Annotated in this window: 17 protein-coding genes; 13 read left to right on the top strand and 4 right to left on the bottom strand. The window is 66.5% G+C overall.

What is annotated here, in order from left to right; translation table 11 throughout:
• The first annotated feature begins 12 nt into the window (after positions 1-12).
• The 4 genes from E7V67_019035 to E7V67_019020 all read left to right on the top strand — a co-directional run bounded on the left by E7V67_019035 (position 13) and on the right by E7V67_019020 (position 3,673).
• Entirely contained in the window at positions 13-372 is a 360-nt protein-coding gene (locus E7V67_019035; protein ID WUR11782.1) for a PspC domain-containing protein, read from the top strand.
• Complete coding sequence (lpdA, locus tag E7V67_019030; GenBank protein ID WUR11781.1) at positions 365-1,795, top strand: dihydrolipoyl dehydrogenase; 1,431 nt, start codon at positions 365-367, stop codon at positions 1,793-1,795. The genes E7V67_019035 and lpdA overlap by 8 nt, the downstream gene beginning before the upstream one ends.
• Before the next feature lie 69 nt (positions 1,796-1,864).
• Complete coding sequence (gene zapE / locus E7V67_019025) at positions 1,865-2,965, top strand: cell division protein ZapE (protein WUR11780.1); 1,101 nt, start codon at positions 1,865-1,867, stop codon at positions 2,963-2,965.
• 33 nt (positions 2,966-2,998) lie between these two features.
• Positions 2,999-3,673: a hypothetical protein gene (locus E7V67_019020; protein WUR11779.1), complete on the top strand. Its 675-nt coding sequence runs from the start codon at positions 2,999-3,001 to the stop codon at positions 3,671-3,673.
• A 66-nt stretch (positions 3,674-3,739) separates the two neighbouring features.
• Here E7V67_019020 and E7V67_019015 read toward each other — a convergent pair whose 3' ends face one another.
• The 3 genes from E7V67_019015 to E7V67_019005 all read right to left on the bottom strand — a co-directional run bounded on the left by E7V67_019015 (position 3,740) and on the right by E7V67_019005 (position 5,617).
• Positions 3,740-4,360 carry a hypothetical protein gene (locus tag E7V67_019015; GenBank protein ID WUR11778.1) on the bottom strand — a complete coding sequence of 207 codons (621 nt, stop codon included), beginning with the start codon at positions 4,358-4,360 and terminating at the stop codon, positions 3,740-3,742.
• A gap of 4 nt (positions 4,361-4,364) precedes the next feature.
• Positions 4,365-4,748 (bottom strand): hypothetical protein, encoded by a 384-nt coding sequence (locus E7V67_019010; protein WUR11777.1) that lies wholly within the window; start codon positions 4,746-4,748, stop codon positions 4,365-4,367.
• 110 nt (positions 4,749-4,858) lie between these two features.
• Positions 4,859-5,617 carry a protein phosphatase 2C domain-containing protein gene (locus E7V67_019005; GenBank protein ID WUR11776.1) on the bottom strand — a complete coding sequence of 253 codons (759 nt, stop codon included), beginning with the start codon at positions 5,615-5,617 and terminating at the stop codon, positions 4,859-4,861.
• 164 nt (positions 5,618-5,781) lie between these two features.
• Here E7V67_019005 and E7V67_019000 point away from each other — a divergent pair, with 164 nt between their 5' ends.
• The 9 genes from E7V67_019000 to rlmD all read left to right on the top strand — a co-directional run bounded on the left by E7V67_019000 (position 5,782) and on the right by rlmD (position 16,321).
• Complete coding sequence (locus E7V67_019000) at positions 5,782-5,982, top strand: DUF465 domain-containing protein (protein ID WUR11775.1); 201 nt, start codon at positions 5,782-5,784, stop codon at positions 5,980-5,982.
• Positions 5,983-6,116: 134 nt separating this feature from the next.
• On the top strand, positions 6,117-8,099 hold the full coding sequence (locus E7V67_018995; GenBank protein ID WUR16313.1) for an ATP-dependent DNA helicase: 1,983 nt from the start codon (positions 6,117-6,119) through the stop codon (positions 8,097-8,099).
• 212 nt (positions 8,100-8,311) lie between these two features.
• Positions 8,312-8,914: a toll/interleukin-1 receptor domain-containing protein gene (locus E7V67_018990; protein ID WUR11774.1), complete on the top strand. Its 603-nt coding sequence runs from the start codon at positions 8,312-8,314 to the stop codon at positions 8,912-8,914.
• Positions 8,915-8,996: 82 nt separating this feature from the next.
• Positions 8,997-10,781, top strand: a complete 1,785-nt coding sequence (locus E7V67_018985) for a tetratricopeptide repeat protein (protein WUR11773.1) — start codon at positions 8,997-8,999, stop codon at positions 10,779-10,781.
• Between the two features lie 95 nt (positions 10,782-10,876).
• Entirely contained in the window at positions 10,877-11,614 is a 738-nt protein-coding gene (gene surE / locus E7V67_018980) for a 5'/3'-nucleotidase SurE (protein WUR11772.1), read from the top strand.
• Complete coding sequence (locus E7V67_018975) at positions 11,611-12,471, top strand: protein-L-isoaspartate(D-aspartate) O-methyltransferase (GenBank protein WUR11771.1); 861 nt, start codon at positions 11,611-11,613, stop codon at positions 12,469-12,471. The genes surE and E7V67_018975 overlap by 4 nt, the downstream gene beginning before the upstream one ends.
• A gap of 363 nt (positions 12,472-12,834) precedes the next feature.
• Positions 12,835-13,752 (top strand): peptidoglycan DD-metalloendopeptidase family protein, encoded by a 918-nt coding sequence (locus tag E7V67_018970; GenBank protein WUR16312.1) that lies wholly within the window; start codon positions 12,835-12,837, stop codon positions 13,750-13,752.
• Positions 13,753-13,760: 8 nt separating this feature from the next.
• On the top strand, positions 13,761-14,786 hold the full coding sequence (rpoS, locus tag E7V67_018965; protein WUR11770.1) for an RNA polymerase sigma factor RpoS: 1,026 nt from the start codon (positions 13,761-13,763) through the stop codon (positions 14,784-14,786).
• A 191-nt stretch (positions 14,787-14,977) separates the two neighbouring features.
• The gene (gene rlmD / locus E7V67_018960; GenBank protein WUR11769.1) at positions 14,978-16,321 is read left to right on the top strand and encodes a 23S rRNA (uracil(1939)-C(5))-methyltransferase RlmD; all 1,344 of its coding nucleotides are present in this window, start codon (positions 14,978-14,980) and stop codon (positions 16,319-16,321) included.
• Here the strand turns inward: rlmD and E7V67_018955 are convergent.
• Positions 16,318-17,166 carry a hypothetical protein gene (locus E7V67_018955; protein ID WUR11768.1) on the bottom strand — a complete coding sequence of 283 codons (849 nt, stop codon included), beginning with the start codon at positions 17,164-17,166 and terminating at the stop codon, positions 16,318-16,320. The genes rlmD and E7V67_018955 overlap by 4 nt on opposite strands.
• Between the last annotated feature and the right edge of the window lie 29 nt (positions 17,167-17,195).

Here is a 17,195-nt window from a genome sequence, read left to right as displayed (position 1 = left end):
AAGGAGCCAACCATGATCTCCGATGAAATCAAGCGCCTGCACGAGCTGCACCAGGCCGGCGCGCTGAGCGACGAGGAATTCGCCCGCGCCAAGGCGCGCCTGCTGGACGCGCCGCAAGCGGCGCCGGCCGGCAACGGCGACCTGGCCAGCGAGTTCTCGCGCCTGCGCCGTTCGCGCACCGACCGCTGGATCGGCGGCGTGTGCGGCGGCATCGGCCAGGTCTCGGGTGTCGAGGCATGGATCTGGCGCCTGGTGTTCGTGCTGTTTACGGTGTCGTTCGGCTTCGGGCTGGTGATTTACATACTGTTGTGGATATTCGTTCCGGAAGAAACGCTGCCCGGAAGCGACCTGATTGGAAAAAAATATGAGTAAGCAATTTGATGTGGTAGTGATCGGCGCCGGTCCCGGCGGCTATATCGCGGCGATCCGCGCGGCTCAGCTGGGCTTCTCCGTCGCCTGTATCGACGAGTGGGCCAACGAAAAAGGCGGCCCGGCACCGGGCGGCACCTGCACCAACGTGGGCTGCATCCCGTCCAAGGCATTGCTGCAGTCGTCCGAGCACTTCGAGCATGCGGGCCACGCGTTCAAGGAACACGGCATCGACGTCGCCGGCCTGTCGCTGAACCTGCCGCAGATGCTCAAGCGTAAGAACACGGTCGTCAAGCAGAACAACGACGGCATCCTGTTCCTGTTCAAGAAGAACAAGGTCACCTTCTTCCACGGCCGCGGCGCGTTCGCCGGTGCCGCCACCGGCGAAGGCTACCCGATCGAGATCTCCGGCCCGACGGCTGAAACGATCGTCGGCAAGCAGATCATCGTGGCGACGGGCTCGAATGCCCGCGCGCTGCCGGGCGCACCGTTCGACGAGAAACTGATCCTGTCGAACACGGGCGCGCTGGCGATCGATGCCGTGCCGGCCAAGCTGGGCGTCATCGGCGCCGGCGTGATCGGCCTGGAAATGGGCTCGGTGTGGCGCCGCCTGGGCGCGGAAGTGACCGTGCTGGAAGGCCTGCCGACGTTCCTGGGCGCGGTCGACGAGCAGATCGCCAAGGAAGCGTTCAAGATGTTCACCAAGCAGGGCCTGGGCATCCACCTGGGCGTGAAGATCGACAGCGTGACGACGGGCGAGAACAACGTCACCGTCAAGTACACGGACGCCAAGGGCGCCGCGCAGGAAGGCACGTTCGACAAGCTGATCGTCTCGATCGGCCGCACGCCGAACACCAACGGCCTGAACGCCGACAAGGCCGGCCTGAAGCTGGACGAGCGCGGCTTCATCGCCGTCGACGGCGACTGCAAGACCAACCTGCCGAACGTGTGGGCGATCGGCGACGTCGTGCGCGGCCCGATGCTGGCGCACAAGGCGGAAGAGGAAGGCGTTGCCGTGGCCGAGCGTATCGCCGGCCAGCACGGTCACACCAACTTCGACACGATTCCTTGGGTGATCTACACCTCGCCGGAAATCGCCTGGGTCGGTCGTACCGAGCAGCAGCTGAAGGCGGACGGCGTGGCCTACAAGGCCGGCACGTTCCCGTTCCTGGCGAACGGCCGCGCCCGCGCGCTGGGCGACACTTCCGGCATGGTCAAGTTCCTGGCCGACGCGACGACCGATGAAATCCTGGGCGTCCACATCATCGGCCCGATGGCTTCCGAGCTGATCTCCGAAGCCGTCGTGGCGATGGAGTTCAAGGCTTCGGCCGAGGACATCGCCCGCATCTGCCACGCCCACCCGTCGCTGTCCGAAGCGACCAAGGAAGCGGCCCTGGCAATCGACAAGCGCACGCTGAACTTCTAAGCATCGCTTGACGCCTGACCGGGCCGGCCCTGTGCCGGCCCGGTGTCTTTGTACGAAACGAATCCAACGATGAACGTCCTCGAGTTCTACCAGCACGCGCTGGAGCAGCGCAATTTCAAGCCGGACGAAGCGCAACGTCGCGCCGTCGAGCGGCTGCAGCAGTGCTACGACGAATGGGTGGCCTACAAGGCCCAGCGCTCGAACAGCTTCAAGCGCCTGATCAACCGGCCGGAACCGCCGCGCGGCGTCTACATGTGGGGCGGGGTGGGGCGCGGCAAGTCGTTCCTGATGGATTCGTTCTACTCGGTCGTGCCGGTGGTGCGCAAGACGCGCCTGCACTTCCATGAATTCATGCGCGCAGTGCACCTGCAGCTCGACGAGCTGATGGGCATCGCCGACCCGCTCGACGAGGTCGCCAAGCGCATCGCCAAGAAATACCGCCTGATCTGCTTCGACGAGTTCCACGTTTCCGACGTGGCCGACGCGATGATCCTGTACAACCTGATGAAGGCGCTGTACGACAATGGCGTGTCGTTCATCATGACCTCGAACTACGAGCCCTCCACGCTGTACCCGGACGGCCTGCACCGCGACCGGATCCTGCCCACCATCGCGCTCTTGAAGGAAAAGATGGACGTGCTGAACGTGGACGCGGGCGTGGACTACCGCGGCCGCGCGCTGGAGCAGGTGCAGGCCTACTACATGCCGCTCAACACGGCGACCGACGAGAAGCTGCGGGCCGCCTTCGCCGGCCTGGCCGAGACGCAGAAGGACGAGGACCCGCGCATCGTCATCGAGAACCGCGAGATCCGCGCGCTGCGCCGCGCCGGCACCGTGATCTGGTTCGATTTCAAGACGCTGTGCGGCGGCCCGCGCTCGCAGAACGACTACCTCGAAATCGCCAGCCGCTTCCATACCGTGATATTGTCCGGGGTGCCGATGATGTCGGCCGGGCAGTCGTCCGAGGCGCGCCGTTTCACTTGGCTGATCGACGTGTTCTACGACCAGGGCGTCAAGCTGATCATGTCGGCCGAGGTGGAGCCCGAGGAGCTGTACACGAGCGGCATGCTGGCCAACGAATTCCATCGCACCGTGTCGCGCATCGTCGAGATGCAGTCGCGCGAGTACATGGAAAAGGCCCAGCGCGGCGCCGCCGCGGCCCTGACCTGAACTGGAGCGGACAAGAACAATATGGCATTACGATTGACATCCCTGATTCTGCTGGCGGGCCTCGCGGGCGGCGCCTTTGCCGCGCCGGCGGCGACGACCGTGGCGCCGACGCAGACGGTCGCCGAGGCGGACGCGAAGCTGGCCGAGGTGGCGCGGGAGCGCGCCGAGGCCGAGCGCAAGTACGCGGCCCAGGAAGCCGTCTGCTACGACAAATTCTTCGTCAACAACTGCCTGGACAAGGCCAAGGAAGAGCGCCGCCTGCGCCTGTCGGCGCTGCGCTCGGTCGAAGTCGAGGCCAACCACTTCAAGCGCAAGCACGCGGTGGAAGAGCGCGACCGCGACCTGGAGGAGCGTGCCCGCAAGGATGCGGAAGACGCGGCGAAGCAGGCCGCCAACCCGCCCAAGCCGCGCGCCAACCCGGCCGACAAGCCGGCGCCGCGACCGCTGAAGACGACGCCGGCGCAGCGCCAGGCCGAACACGCGGCACGCCTGCGCGAGCGTGACGCGCAACGGGCCAGCGAGGCGGGCGAGCGCGCGAAGAAGGTCGAGCGCTTCGAGGAGAAGCAGCGCGAGTCGCAGCAGCGCCAGGAAGAGATCGCGCGCAAGAAGGCCGAGCGCGCCGCCAAGCAGGCCAAACGTGCGGAGGAAGCGGCGGCCAAGGCCGCGGCGGATGCGGAGAAGGCCAGGCAGAAGGCCCAGGCGAGATAAGCCGTCCCAGGGTGCGAAAAGGCCGGCGCTTGCCGGCTTTTTGTTTGCTGTCGCGCGATAAGCGCTCTAATGCACCGACGTGCCCTGCTCACGCTGGCAGGCCGGTGTGACGCACTGGATGCGACGCGTGATGTCGCGCACCATCGACGCCATATTCTCGATCCGGCGGCGGTCGGCCGGCGACCGGCCATGCACGAGCTCATTGCGCAGCCGCAGCGCCGCCCCGAGGGTATCGCGGTCGTCTTGCGAGATGAGCTCGAGCCTGTACAGATGGCCGACGATGTCGCGCACGGATGCCGGGTTGAACTCGACGTGTGCCTGCTGCAGCCTGCCGCGACCGCCCGTTTCGAAGCGCATCCATTCGGCCAGCAGGTCGGCGGCGGCCACTACATAATTATCGTTACAAATCGAGGCGCGCGCGCGCATCCGGACCACGGCAAGGTAGAGGACCGACAGCACCGACGTGGCAAGACCGACGCCCGCCGTCACGAGGATGGCGACGTCGGCCGTGGTGAGCGTGACGCGCAGCTGGCGCAGGAAATACAGCGCCAGCGCGACGATCCCGACCAGTGCGCCGCCCACGGCATACAGCTGGAACGCCAGACGCATGCGGTGAACGTCGGCGCGGCGCTGCTTAAGCTGGAACAGCTCGTAGGGCAGGGTGGGGGAAGTGCCAGCCGTGACCATGGCATCACTCCTTGATGGTGGAAATCGTGACGGAAACGATAGCGAGCGCGACTACAAGAACGAAGATCAGCATATACGTCTTGTCCTGCAATTTCGTCGCGTCGTAGCAGAAGCCTACCACCAGTGACAGCACCGCGGCGCATATTCGCATCAGCTTCACGCCATATTTCTTCCTTGGCTGGCTGAGCCCGCGGCGCACGAGCAACGTCGCTTCCACGACCATGCTGCTGACCACCTCGGGCGGACCGGCGTTCGCATTGCGCGACCCTTCGATGCGATTCGCTTCGGCAATCAGGTCGGTGGCGAACTGCTGCGTAGCCTTCTTCACTTCTGCCTTGGCAGGCGTGTTGAAGCCGGTGAGGGTCGTGTCGTCGATGTCGATCTGCATGGGAGCTCCCGCTGGCCGATCTGTCCGCGTGACGCGGCGCCAGCCATTCATCGTAGACCGCCGGCCGGGGGGGGCAGGCCGAATCCGTCAAACGATGCGCGCGTGGCGCGCTAGCGCGGCACCAGCCGCACGATCGCCATCGAGCAGTTGTCGCCGTTGCCGGCCGCGCGTTCGCGTGCCTTGTCGATCAGCAGTTCGGCCGCTTCGCGCGGGCGCCGGCGCGAGACGGCGGCGGCCAGTTCATTGTCGGAAAACCAGGACCACAGGCCGTCCGAGCACAGCAGGAATGCGTCGCCGGCCTGCAGGTCCGCGCGCATACCGGCGGTAACGAACGGCGCCTTCAGGGGGTTGCCGACCACGTTGGCCAGCAGGCGCGAGCCGCGATGCTTGCGGGCGGCTTCCAGTGGCAGCTTGTCGATGGTGACCAGGTGGTCGATATAGGCGGCGTCGCTGGAGCGTTCCGCGCAGGCACCGTTGGCGAAACGATACAGCCGGGAGTCGCCCACCGTCGCCCAGACGGCCTGGCGTTGCGGCGTCAGCACCAGCAGGACCAGGGTCGAACGGGCCTCGGCACTGGCAGCAAGCGGATTCATCAGCAGGACATCGTGGGTTTCCTGCGCGATGTCGCGCAGCAGCGCACCGATGCGCTCCGGGCTGGGCGGGTCGCCGGGCTTGTACTCGTCGAACAGCTGTTTCGCCGTCAGCAGCGCCTGGTCGGCGCCCAGTGCATTGCGTTCACCGCCATCGGCCAGCACGGCCAGCACGTAGCCGGGCGCGCGCGCGCTCGTAAAAAGGGCAACGCGGTCGTGCTGGGCGGCGCGGTTGCCGACGTGTTGTGCCGTGCCGGCCTCGATCTTGTACTCGCTCATAAAAATGCCGGTGGCTTCTTTCTCATCGTTACCTGGGTTAAACTATGCACCGGTTAGCAGTTTTGTTGCAAGCCCGAATTGTTGCAGCATAGATTGTTGCTTGGCTGAAAATATTGGCTCACGATGGCGCTGCGGCGCGGGCGTTTTTACGGTAGCGTATCCCCATGAAAAACGAAGACGAGATCCGGCGGCGCATCATCGAACTGGACGTGGAACACCGCGACCTCGACGCCGTGATCGAAATGCTGACGCTGGACGGCCACCACGACCAGTTGCAGCTGCGCCGCTTGAAGAAACGCAAACTGCAACTGAAAGATTACATCACGCTGCTGAAGATGCAGCTGGTGCCCGACGTACCGGCATAAACCTGCCGTCAACCGGCCCACGCGGCCGAGCTTACCCTCGCTGGATTATTTTGACCGACCAAGACCAGACGCCTGCCGCGCCCGTACCGGGCAGCGGAGCCGCCGCCGCTTCTGCCTCCGCTGCTGCCGACACCATGGCCGCGATCGTCGGCAAGCACGATGCCGAAGTCGAGCGCCTGTTCGGCACCGGCGGCCCGCTGGGGCCGGCGGTGGGCGGTTTTCGCCCGCGCAAATCGCAAACCGAGATGGCCAAGGCCATCGCCCATGCGATCGCCGAGCAGCAGACCCTGATTGCCGAGGCCGGCACGGGCACGGGCAAGACGTTCGCCTACCTGGTCCCCGCGCTGCTGTGGGGCGGCAAGACCATCGTCTCGACCGGTACCAAGAACCTGCAGGACCAGCTGTTTTCGCGCGACATCCCGACCGTGCGCAAGGCGCTGCAGGCGCCCGTCTCGGTGGCGCTGCTGAAGGGCCGCGCCAACTACCTGTGCCACTACCACCTGGAACGCACGCTGGCGAACGGCCGCATGACGTCGCGCGAGGACGTCGGCTACCTGCGCGAGATTTCGCGCTTCCTGAAGATGACGCAGACGGGCGACAAGGCCGAGCTGGCGCGCGTGCCCGAGAATGCCCCGGTATGGAACCTGGTGACGTCGACGCGCGAGAATTGCGTCGGCCAGGAATGCCAGTATTATGAGGACTGCTTCGTCATGAAGGCGCGGCGCGAGGCGCAGCAGGCCGACGTGGTCGTCGTCAACCACCACCTGTTCTTTGCCGACGTGGCGCTGAAGGATACCGGCGTGGCCGAGCTGCTGCCGTCCGCCAACACCATCATCTTCGACGAGGCGCACCAGCTGCCCGACACCGCGACCCTGTTCTTCGGCGAGAGCGTATCGACGGCGCAGGTGCTGGAACTGTGCCGCGACGTGCTGGCCGAGGGCCTGGCGCATGCCCGCGACGGCGCCAACTGGGGCGCGGTCGTCTCGGTGGTGGAAAAGGCCGCGCGCGACCTGCGCCTGACCTTCCCGCAGGACATCGTGCGGCTGTCGCTGCCGCAGATCGCGCCGTCCTCCGACTTCTTCCCCGCGCTGGCCAAGCTGAAGGAAGAGCTGGACGGCATGCTGGAGGTGCTGGAAGGCCAGGCCGAACGGGCCGAGACGCTGGAGCAGTGCCGCGTGCGCGGCGTGGAGCTGGCGCAGAAGTTCAAGGACTGGCAGTACGACCCGAAGGCCAAGGTGCCGGCCGGACAGGAAGCCGTGTACTGGGTCGAGGCGTTCGCCAGCTCGCTGCAACTGCACAAGACGCCGCTGTCGATCGCGCAGATCTTCAACAACCAGCGCGAGGGCGTGCCGCGCAGCTGGATCTTCACGTCGGCCACCCTGGCGGTAAAGAACGACTTCAAGCATTTCGCCCACCAGCTGGGGCTGTACGACGAGCCGGCCATGTCCTGGCCCAGCCCGTTCAACTACGGCGAGCAGGGCATCCTGTACGTGCCACAAGGGCTGCCCGACCCGAATTCGATGGGCTATACGGACGCGGTGCTGGACCTGGCGCTGCCCGTCATCGAGGCGGCGGGCGGCCGCACCTTCCTGCTGTGTACCACCTTGCGCGCAGTGAAGCGGGCGGCGGAACGGCTGCGCGACGAATTCGACAAGCGCGGCCTGAAGTTTCCCCTGTTCGTCCAGGGCGACCGTGGCCGCACCGAGCTGCTGGACCAGTTCCGCAAGGCCGGCAACGGCGTGCTGATCGGCAGCCAGAGCTTCTGGGAAGGCGTCGACGTGCGCGGTGATGCGCTGTCGCTCGTCATCATCGACAAGCTGCCGTTCGCGCCGCCGGACGATCCGGTGTTGGCCGCGCGCATCGAAGTGATGGAAAAGAAGGGCATGAACGGTTTCGTCCACCACACGCTGCCCGAGGCGATCATCAACCTGAAGCAGGGCGCCGGCCGCCTGATCCGCGACGAAGGCGACCGCGGCGTGCTGATGCTGTGCGACCCGCGCGTGATCAGCAAGCCATATGGCCGCCGCATCTGGCAAAGCCTGCCGCCGTTCAAGCGCACGCGCGAACAGGCCGAAGTCATCGAATTCTTCCGCACCGGCGCCGGCAAGCGCGCCTGACAAAACCGGGGCAGCCCCCCGTCCCAAGGCAAGCTTTCCTGGAAAATGGGGACAGACCCTATTTTCCAGAAAACATTCGCCCGTCTTTTCCCCACCGGTCGTTGACTGCGCAGTCGGGCTTTGCGCCAGCGCAAAGCCGGCCTGCGGCCGGGTTGCTACAGTTGGCATCGGACGTTGCCAAAATCATACGGGGAGAAACAGGAGGGGACGAGATGACGATCCGCTACGGCTGTTTCTTCAGCTATGCGCACGGCCAGCATGCGTACATGAGCAAGTTCAAGAACGACCTGATCGATGCGCTGCGCTGCTACCTGGAGCCGCACTTCGACACCGAAAAGGAACTGTTCGTCGACAGCGAGCAGCTGGGCGGCGGCGACGATATCGATCGCAAGATCGCGCTGGCGCTGTGCGAAAGCGTCTGCATGATCGTGATCTACACGCCCAAGTACGAAGCGCATGCCTATACCCGCCGCGAGTTCGCCGCGATGCAGCTGATCGAGGCGGAACGGCGCAACTGGTACACGCTGCCCAGCCACCTGATCATCCCCGTCATCATGACCCGGCACCCGCTCAGCCTGCCGGCGCAGATCTCGGACGGCATGTACGTGGATTTCTCGCGCTACACGCTGGCGACGGGCGATTTGAAGACCAATCCCGATTTTCTGCCGGACATCGACAAGATCGTCCAGCGCATCGTCGCCCATTATCACTACCTGAAGTACTGCATCCCGGCCGGACACGATTGCGCCAGCTTCGAGTTGCCGCCCATCCCGCCGCCATGGCGTCCGACCCCGCCGCCCAGTTTCCCGCGCTGATCCGCCGCGCGCCGCGCAACGGCTCAGTTCCGCCATTTTGCTTATCCGCTCATTGAAAAGGTCCGCCATGGAAACGCATCGCTTGTCTCTGCCACCGCTCGACGAACCCGGAGAAGTGGTCACCTTCCATTCGCACAAGGGCGGCGCGGGGCGCACGATGGCCCTCGCCAACCTGGCCGTCCTGCTGGCGCGCCGCGACAATGCGACGGTGCCCACCCTGATGGTCGACTGGGACCTGGAAGCGCCCGGCCTGCACCACTACTTCCGGACCGGCGGTGAAGGGCCGGGCGTGCTGGAGTTGTTCGAGGCATGCCGCGACCAGCTGTTGCGGCGCAGCCGGCTGCCGGGCGCGCGCGACGACGCGGACCTGGCGCAGGCCGTGCTCGACGCCGTCGGCTGGGAGCAGTATGTCGTGCGGGCGGACCACAGCCGCCCACTGTATCTGCTGCGCGCGGGCCGGCTCGACGCAAGCCACGCGGAGCGGCTGGCGCGGCTGGACTGGGAGGCGCTGTTTGCCGCCTGCCCCGCGTTGTTCCGCGTGTTCGCGGCCAACCTGGCGCGCCGGTTCCGTCACGTGCTGGTGGACTCGCGTGCCGGTCGCAACGACAGCGCGGGCATCTGCACGACGCTGCTGCCCACCAAGCTGGTGCTGGTGTTTACCCCGAACCGGCAGCATCTGGAGGGGCTGGACGCGCTGGTCCAGCGCGCCACGGCCTGGCGCCGCAGCCATGAGGACGAGCAGCGTCCGCTGCTGATCTATCCGCTGCCGTCGCGCATCGAAATGGACGATCCGGCCCAGCGCGCATTGTGGCGGCGCGGCGACGTCCAGCGCGGCGTGCCCGGCTACCAGCCGCTGTTCGAGCGGCTGCTGGCGCAGGCCTATGGCCACGCGCGCATGTCGCTGGAAAGCTATTTCGACGAGGTGCAGGTGCAGCAGTCGCGCGGCCTGTCGGCCGGCGAGCACCTGCCGGCCGGCCGACAGGAGGACGGCGACCGTTTTTCCGTCACGCGCGCGTTCGAGGCGTTCCTGGCCTGGTTCGAGGGCGGCTATTGCCCGTGGCAGTCGCGCGCCGAGATTCCGCTCGTGACGGCGGTACAGCAAGGACGCGCCGCGATGGAGCAGGGCGGCGGGCGCGGCGTGGCGCTGCCGCTGGCGCGCGACCTCGCGCGCCTAGCGGCGCTGTACCGGCGCGAGGGCCAGCTGGAACGGGCGGCCGCCTGTGCCGAGGAAAGCCTGGCGCTGCACGTGCTGATGCTGGGCGACGAGCATGGCGATACGCTGGCCAGCAAGGCCGTGCTGGCCGAGGTGCTGTACGAGCAGGGCAAGTTCGAGGAAGCGCGGCTGCAGCAGGAAGCGGTGCTGGAGGCGCGCGAACGGATGCAGGGCGCGGGCGCGGCGGCGACCCTGGAGGCCTCGACGGCGCTGGCGGCCACGCTGGCCCAGCTGGGCCAGTTCCCCGAGGCGCTGGCGCTGCAGGATGCCGTCATCGATTCGCACGAGCGGCTGCTGGGCGGCGAGCACCTTGCGACGGTGGACAGCCTGGCCGTGCGGGCCGACATCCTGGTTCACGCGGAGGAGTTGGAACAGGCCGGCACGCTGCTGGAGCGGGTCATGACACTGCGTACCCGCCTGCTGGGCGCCGAACATGCCGACACCGTGCGCACCCGCAAGGCGCTGGCGCAGGCGCGCACCCGCCTGAAGGACGGCGGCCGGGCCGTGCGCGAAAGCCACCACGGCTGCCACCAGATCGTCGGCGTGGAGCAGCCGCGCGCCGCCTACCGTGCCGCGCACCCGCCCCGCCTGGACGAGCAAGGCGAGCTGGCGGACGACGGCGAACTGTCGGAAACGCGCATCGGCATGCGCTGAGGCGCGTGTACCCAGCGCCACCTGCGCCACTTTTTTTGGCACGCACGCGGGCACGCATGCGCTGGCGCGTCGTTGCTTCAGGTAAAATTCTTCGTATGAAAATCCTGATCAGTAACGACGACGGCTACCTTGCGCCGGGCATCAACGCGCTGGCCGACGCGCTCAGCCAGATCGCCGATATTGTCGTGGTGGCGCCCGACAGCAACCGCTCGGGCGCTTCCAACTCGCTGTCGCTGGACCGGCCGCTGTCGATGCAGCAGGCGGCCAACGGTTTTTATTTTGTCAACGGCACGCCGACCGACTGCGTGCACATCGCGCTGACGGGGCTGTTGACGGAACCGCCCGACCTGGTCGTCTCCGGCATCAACCACGGGCCCAATATGGGCGACGACACGCTGTACTCGGGTACCGTGGCGGCCGCCACCGAAGGTTATCTGTTCGGTATTCCCGCCATCGCCTTTTCCCAGGGCAGTTACGGCTGGAGCCACGTCGACGCCGCCGCGAAGGCGGCGCGCGATATCGTGCAGCGCTATGCCGACGCCCTGCAGAAGCCGTATCTGCTGAACGTGAACATCCCCAACCTGCCGTACGACGCGCTGGGGCAGCCGCTGGCGACCCGGCTGGGCCGGCGCCACCAGGCCGAACCCGTCATCAAGGCGCTCGATCCGCGCGGCCGCGAGATCTACTGGATCGGCCCGCCGGGCGCCTGCAAGGATGCGGGCGAGGGCACCGATTTCCATGCCGTGGCCCAGGGCCGGATCTCGATGACGCCGCTGCAGATCGACCTGACCCACAAGATGCAACTCGACCTCCTGGCAAAGGCCCTCGGATGAGCGACAAGCCCCGTTCCTTCCCCTTGCCGCTGTCGTCCGTGACGGACAAGGCGCAGAAAAAGCAGCCGGTGTTCTCGCCGGTGGCGACGCCGCAGACGGCGACGCGGAACGCGGCGCACAATGCCGCGCACGGCGCCGCGCAGCAGGCGCGCAAGGCGCAGCCGGCCAGCGTGCCGCTGCGCGCGCCGCTGCCGGAACGGGTCGCGCCGCCGCGCCAGTATGCCCTGGTTTCGGACGCCGTTCGCCGGGCCATGGTGACGCGGGTGGCAAAGCAGGGCGTGCACGACCCGGTCGTGCTGGCCGCTCTCGACACCGTGCCGCGGCACATGTTCATGGACGAAGGACTGGCGGCCCAGGCCTATATCGACGCCTCGCTGCCGATCGGCCACCAGCAGACGATTTCGCAGCCGTACATCGTGGCGCGCATGCTCGAGGTGATGCGCAACGGCGCGCAATTGACGCGGGTGCTGGAGATCGGCACCGGCTGCGGCTACCAGGCGGCCGTGCTGTCCTGCATCGCGCAGGAAGTCTATTCGATCGAGCGCATCAAGCCGCTGCACGAGCTGGCCAAGGCCAACCTGCGGCCATTGCGGGTGCCGAACCTGCGCCTGCATTACGGAGATGGTATGCTTGGGTTGCCCCAGGTCGCGCCGTTCGACGGCATCATCCTCGCGGCAGCCGGCCTGCAGGTACCGCAGGCGCTGCTCGAGCAACTGGCCATCGGGGGCCGGCTGGTCGCGCCGATTGGCGACCGTACCCAGCACCTGGAGCTGATGACCCGGGTCGGCAAGACCGAGTGGACGCGCCAGACGCTGGAAGGCTGCCATTTCGTGCCACTGCGCCCGGGTACCGTCTAGCACGGCGCCGCGGCGTACCTCCCGCGAATGTAAAAAATGTAACGGTCCGGCGCTGCGTCATCGGCAACCGTTGCGGCAGCGTTACCGGTGGAGACGGCCAGCTGGCCATGCGGGCAGGCGCCCGCGCGGGCTGGACACGGCTTATACTTCGCCCTTGCAGCTGCGGGAACGCGCGCCATGACGGTTGCGGCAAGCCGGTCGCGTGCAATGGCCCGCGACGATGGGCCTCGAACGAATTTGCGTACGCCTGGGATCAGCACCGGTCCCGGGCAGGGTCACATACGTGCGTACATGCCTGCCCACAAGCCTGCCGGGCTGCGGTCCGGCGGGGTAGAGAATGAACTATTAGAAGATCAGATGAGTATGACGAAAAAAAGTTCCCTGTTGATGTTACTGCCGCTCGCGGTGCTGAGCGCCTGTACTTCCCCGCCGAACCAGGCACCCGTGATCGAGCGTCCCATCGTGCGCCATACCCCGGCACCGCCCGCAGCGCCCGTCCAGGACCAGAAGGACCGTGACGGCTACTACACCGTGCGCAAGGGCGACACGCTGCTGCGCATCGCGCTCGATCACGGCCAGAACTACCGTGACCTGGTGGCCTGGAACAACCTGGCGAACCCGAACGACATCAAGGTCGACCAGGTGCTGCGCGTGGCGCCGCCGGAGGATGCGCCGGGCGTGCGTACCGCCGCCGTCGTGATGCCGCCGGAGACCAAGGTCACGACGCCAGCGCCGCCGAAGAAGACGGAACCGAAAGCCGACAAGAAGCCGTACACGGAAGGCGCCCTGGTCGACCTGCAGAAGGTCGACAAGGACGGCGACGGCAAGCCGGATGCGCCGGCGACGAAGCCGACGCAGGTCGCCAGCATCAAGCCGTCGGCGCCGGCGGCACCGGCGCTCAGCGCCGAGGATCGCGAAGTCAGCTGGACCTGGCCTTCGGACGGCAAGGTCATCGCCGGTTTCGACGAAGGCAAGAACAAGGGCATCGACATCGCCGGCCGGCCCGGCCAGCAGGTGCTTGCGGCAGGTGCAGGGAAGGTGATGTATGCCGGCAGCGGCATTCGCGGTTATGGTAATCTCGTCATCGTGAAGCACAGTAACGGCCTGCTGTCCGCATATGCCCACAACCGGTCCATCCTCGTCAAGGAAGGCCAGACGGTCAACCGCGGCCAGGCCATCGCCGAGATGGGGGATTCCGATTCGGACACGGTCAAGCTGCACTTCGAGATAAGGCAGCAGGGCAAGCCGGTGGATCCGTCGAAATTCCTGCCCAACCGCTAGGGACCGCCATGACAAGCTCGCCGCACGATCATCTGGAAGAAGATTCACTACCGGACGATTATCCGGCGGAGCGGATCGACGAAGGCGACGGGCTCGATAGCGGGCTTGATAGCGGGCTCGACGGCAATGGCACCGTCGCCGAAGCGGCGACGGTGCTGGAAACCGTCGATGAACTGAAAAAGGTGCTGGCCGCCGAGCTGTCCACCGACACTACCCAGCACTACCTGAACCAGATCGGCACGCGGCCGCTGCTGACGGCGCAGCAGGAAGTGCATTACGCCACCCTGGCCAAGGCCGGCGACTTCGCCGCACGCCAGAAAATGATCGAGCACAACCTGCGGCTCGTCGTCTCCATCGCCAAGCACTACATCAACCGCGGCGTGGTCCTGCTCGACATGATCGAGGAGGGCAATATCGGCCTGATGCGCGCCATCGACAAGTTCGAGCCGGAGCGCGGCTTCCGCTTTTCCACTTATGCCACCTGGTGGATAAGGCAAAGCATCGAGCGCGCCATCATGAACCAGGCCCGCACCGTGCGCCTGCCCGTGCACATGGTGCGCGAGCTGAACCAGATCCTGCGCGGCAAATACGCGCTGGAAGCACAGCACCACAACGGCAAGGATGCGACGGCCGAGGACATCGCCGAACTGGTCGGCCGCCCGGTCGAGGAGGTGCAGGACATCCTGGCGCTGTCCGAGCACGCCACCTCGCTCGATGCGCCGCTGGACAACGACCCGCAGTCGTCGCTGATGGACATGCTGCCCGGCGACGCCGACGACAGTCCGGACGCGCGCGCGGAACACCACGAGATGACGCAACTGGTGCGCGACTGGCTGATGAAGCTGCCGGACAAGCAGCGCATCGTCATCATGCGCCGTTTCGGCCTGGACAACGACGATCCGGCCACCCTCGAGACGCTGGCCGAGGAAATGGGGGTGACGCGCGAGCGGGTGCGCCAGATCCAGCAGGAAGCGCTGGTCAAGCTCAAGCGCGCAATGGCCGCACGCGGCGTCGTGCGCGATTCGCTGCTCTGAAGGCATCCGACCGCTGTTAGCACCGCAACACCGGTGACAGGCACCAATCTTGGGGTCTTCGACCCCAAGATTGGTGCCTGTCACCTAGGGTCTACCTCGATCCGTCCCTACATCTCTGCTATCATATCGCCCTTCCGAATCGCCTTCCCCCGCGCCGCCGCATGCCGTCGCAGGCGCCAACCGAGACTCTCATGCAAGAAAACATCATCGATATCAAATCGCTCGACATGGACGCGCGTGGCGTCGGTCATATGCAGGACAACGAAGACGGCACGCCGGGCAAGGTGGTATTCGTGGAAGGCGCGCTGCCGGGCGAGCGCGTCAGCTTCGAGACCTTCCGCAAGAAGAAGAACTGGGAAGCGGCGCGCATGACGCAGCTGCACCGCGAATCGGCGCTGCGCGTGCAGCCGAAATGCGTCCACTTCGACTACTGCGGCGGCTGCTCGATGCAGCACCTGGAGCCGTCCGCGCAGGTGGCGATCAAGCAGCGCGTGCTGGAGGATAACCTGTGGCACCTGTCGAAGGTCAAGCCGGAACTGATGATGCGGCCGATGTACGGCCCGACCTGGGGCTACCGCTATCGCGCCCGCCTGTCCTCGCGCTTCGTGGCGAAGAAGGGCACGGTGCTGGTGGGCTTCCACGAGAAGAAATCCGTCTACGTGGCCGACATCCAGAGCTGCCAGATCCTGCCGAAGCATGTGTCGGACATGATGATGCCGCTGCGCGCCCTGATCGGCTCCCTGTCGATCTTCGACAAGGTGCCGCAGATCGAGCTGGCCATCGGCGAGGACCTGACGGTGCTGGTGATGCGCAATATGGAACCGCTGACGGCCGACGACGAAGTCAAGGTGAAAGCCTTCGCCGACCAGTACGACATCCAGTGGTGGCTGCAGCCGAAAGGCCCGGATACCGCGTATCCGTTCTATCCGCTGGACAAGCAGCTGCACTACCTGCTGCCCGAGTTCAATGTGCGCATGCCGTTCAAGCCGGTCGATTTCACGCAGGTCAACCACCACATCAACCGCGTGCTGGTGCACAAGGCGCTGCGCCTGCTGGAAGTGCAGCCGACCGACCGTGTCGCCGACCTGTTCTGCGGCCTGGGCAACTTCACGCTGCCGCTGGCGACGCAGGCGCGCGAGGTGGTCGGCATCGAGGGCAGCACGGCGCTGACGGAGCGTGCGCTGGCCAATGCCAAGGTCAACGGCCTGGATGCGAAAACCTCGTTCTCGACCCGCAACCTGTTCGAGATCACCAAGGACGACCTGATCGCCCTGGGCAGGTTCGACCGCATGCTGATCGACCCGCCGCGCGACGGCGCGATGGCGCTGGTGCTGGCGCTGGCGGAGCTGAAGGAAACCCACCCCGGGCTGCTGCCGCGCCGCATCGTCTACGTCTCGTGCAGCCCGTCCACGCTGGCGCGCGACGCCGGCGTGCTGGTGCACCGCGCCGGCTATGCGTTGAAGCAGGCCGGTGTCGTCAACATGTTCCCGCACACCTCGCACGTGGAGTCGATGGCGGTGTTCGACCTGGTCTAAGCCGGGCACCGCTTGCGCCATGGACACGCCGCCCAGGCAACCGGGCGGCGTTGTCGTTTTGGCGCCCGCGAGCGCCAGCCCGATCGCCAGCCGACCAGGCACAGTGCGCCGGCAGCCAGCAGCGCCGCCATCGACGGCTCCGGCACCGGCGCGGCGATCCGCGTCACGTTCGACCAGGTCTGGAAATACAGCGTCACCGCCTGCGCCTCGGCGCCGCCGTTGGCGTAGGCCAGCGTGAAATCCTCCTCGATCGCCATGTGCGCCGGCCAGTCCGCATACGACAGGCTTTGGCGCGTGTGCTGCGTGTACGTGTAGCCGTTGGCGTCGACGATGCTGATGCTGGTCATGCCGACCGCGTCGTAGTGCCAGGCGTCGGCGTCGCGCGCGGCCTGGGAAGACAGGTGGCCCGCGACGGTCAGCACGCTGTACGGGTGTAATGTCAGCCTGACTTCCTGGTTGCCGGAAGCTGCCGCATAGCCGTATTCGCCCAGATTGGCGGCGCCTGTCGCGTGCGCGGCCACGTCGGCCAGCGCGCCGCTGGTTGCCGCCGTGCCGCCGCTGGCGCCGAAGCCGACGGCGACCGTGGCGGCGATGCCTGGCCCGGGCGATCCGGCGGCGTAATACTCGGCCGGTGCCGCGTTCAGGCTGGCGTACAGCGACGGTGCGACCGCCAGCAGGTCGAAGCCAGCCGCCAGGCCGTCGGCCGGCGTCAGGTCGAGCACGCCCAGCCGCACGTTGCCGATGGCGGCATCCGCCGTGCCGCCGGCACGTGCGAGGGCGGTGTTCGGCAGGGTGGTCAGGCACAGCGATATGACGGCGAGCGGGCGGAACAACGGATGCGTCATGACAAGCTCCTGATGAGGTAACGGTGCCG

The organism is [Empedobacter] haloabium, assembly GCA_008011715.2.
Lineage (GTDB): Bacteria > Pseudomonadota > Gammaproteobacteria > Burkholderiales > Burkholderiaceae_D > Rugamonas > Rugamonas haloabia.
This window is presented reverse-complemented; position numbering and strand designations above follow the sequence as displayed.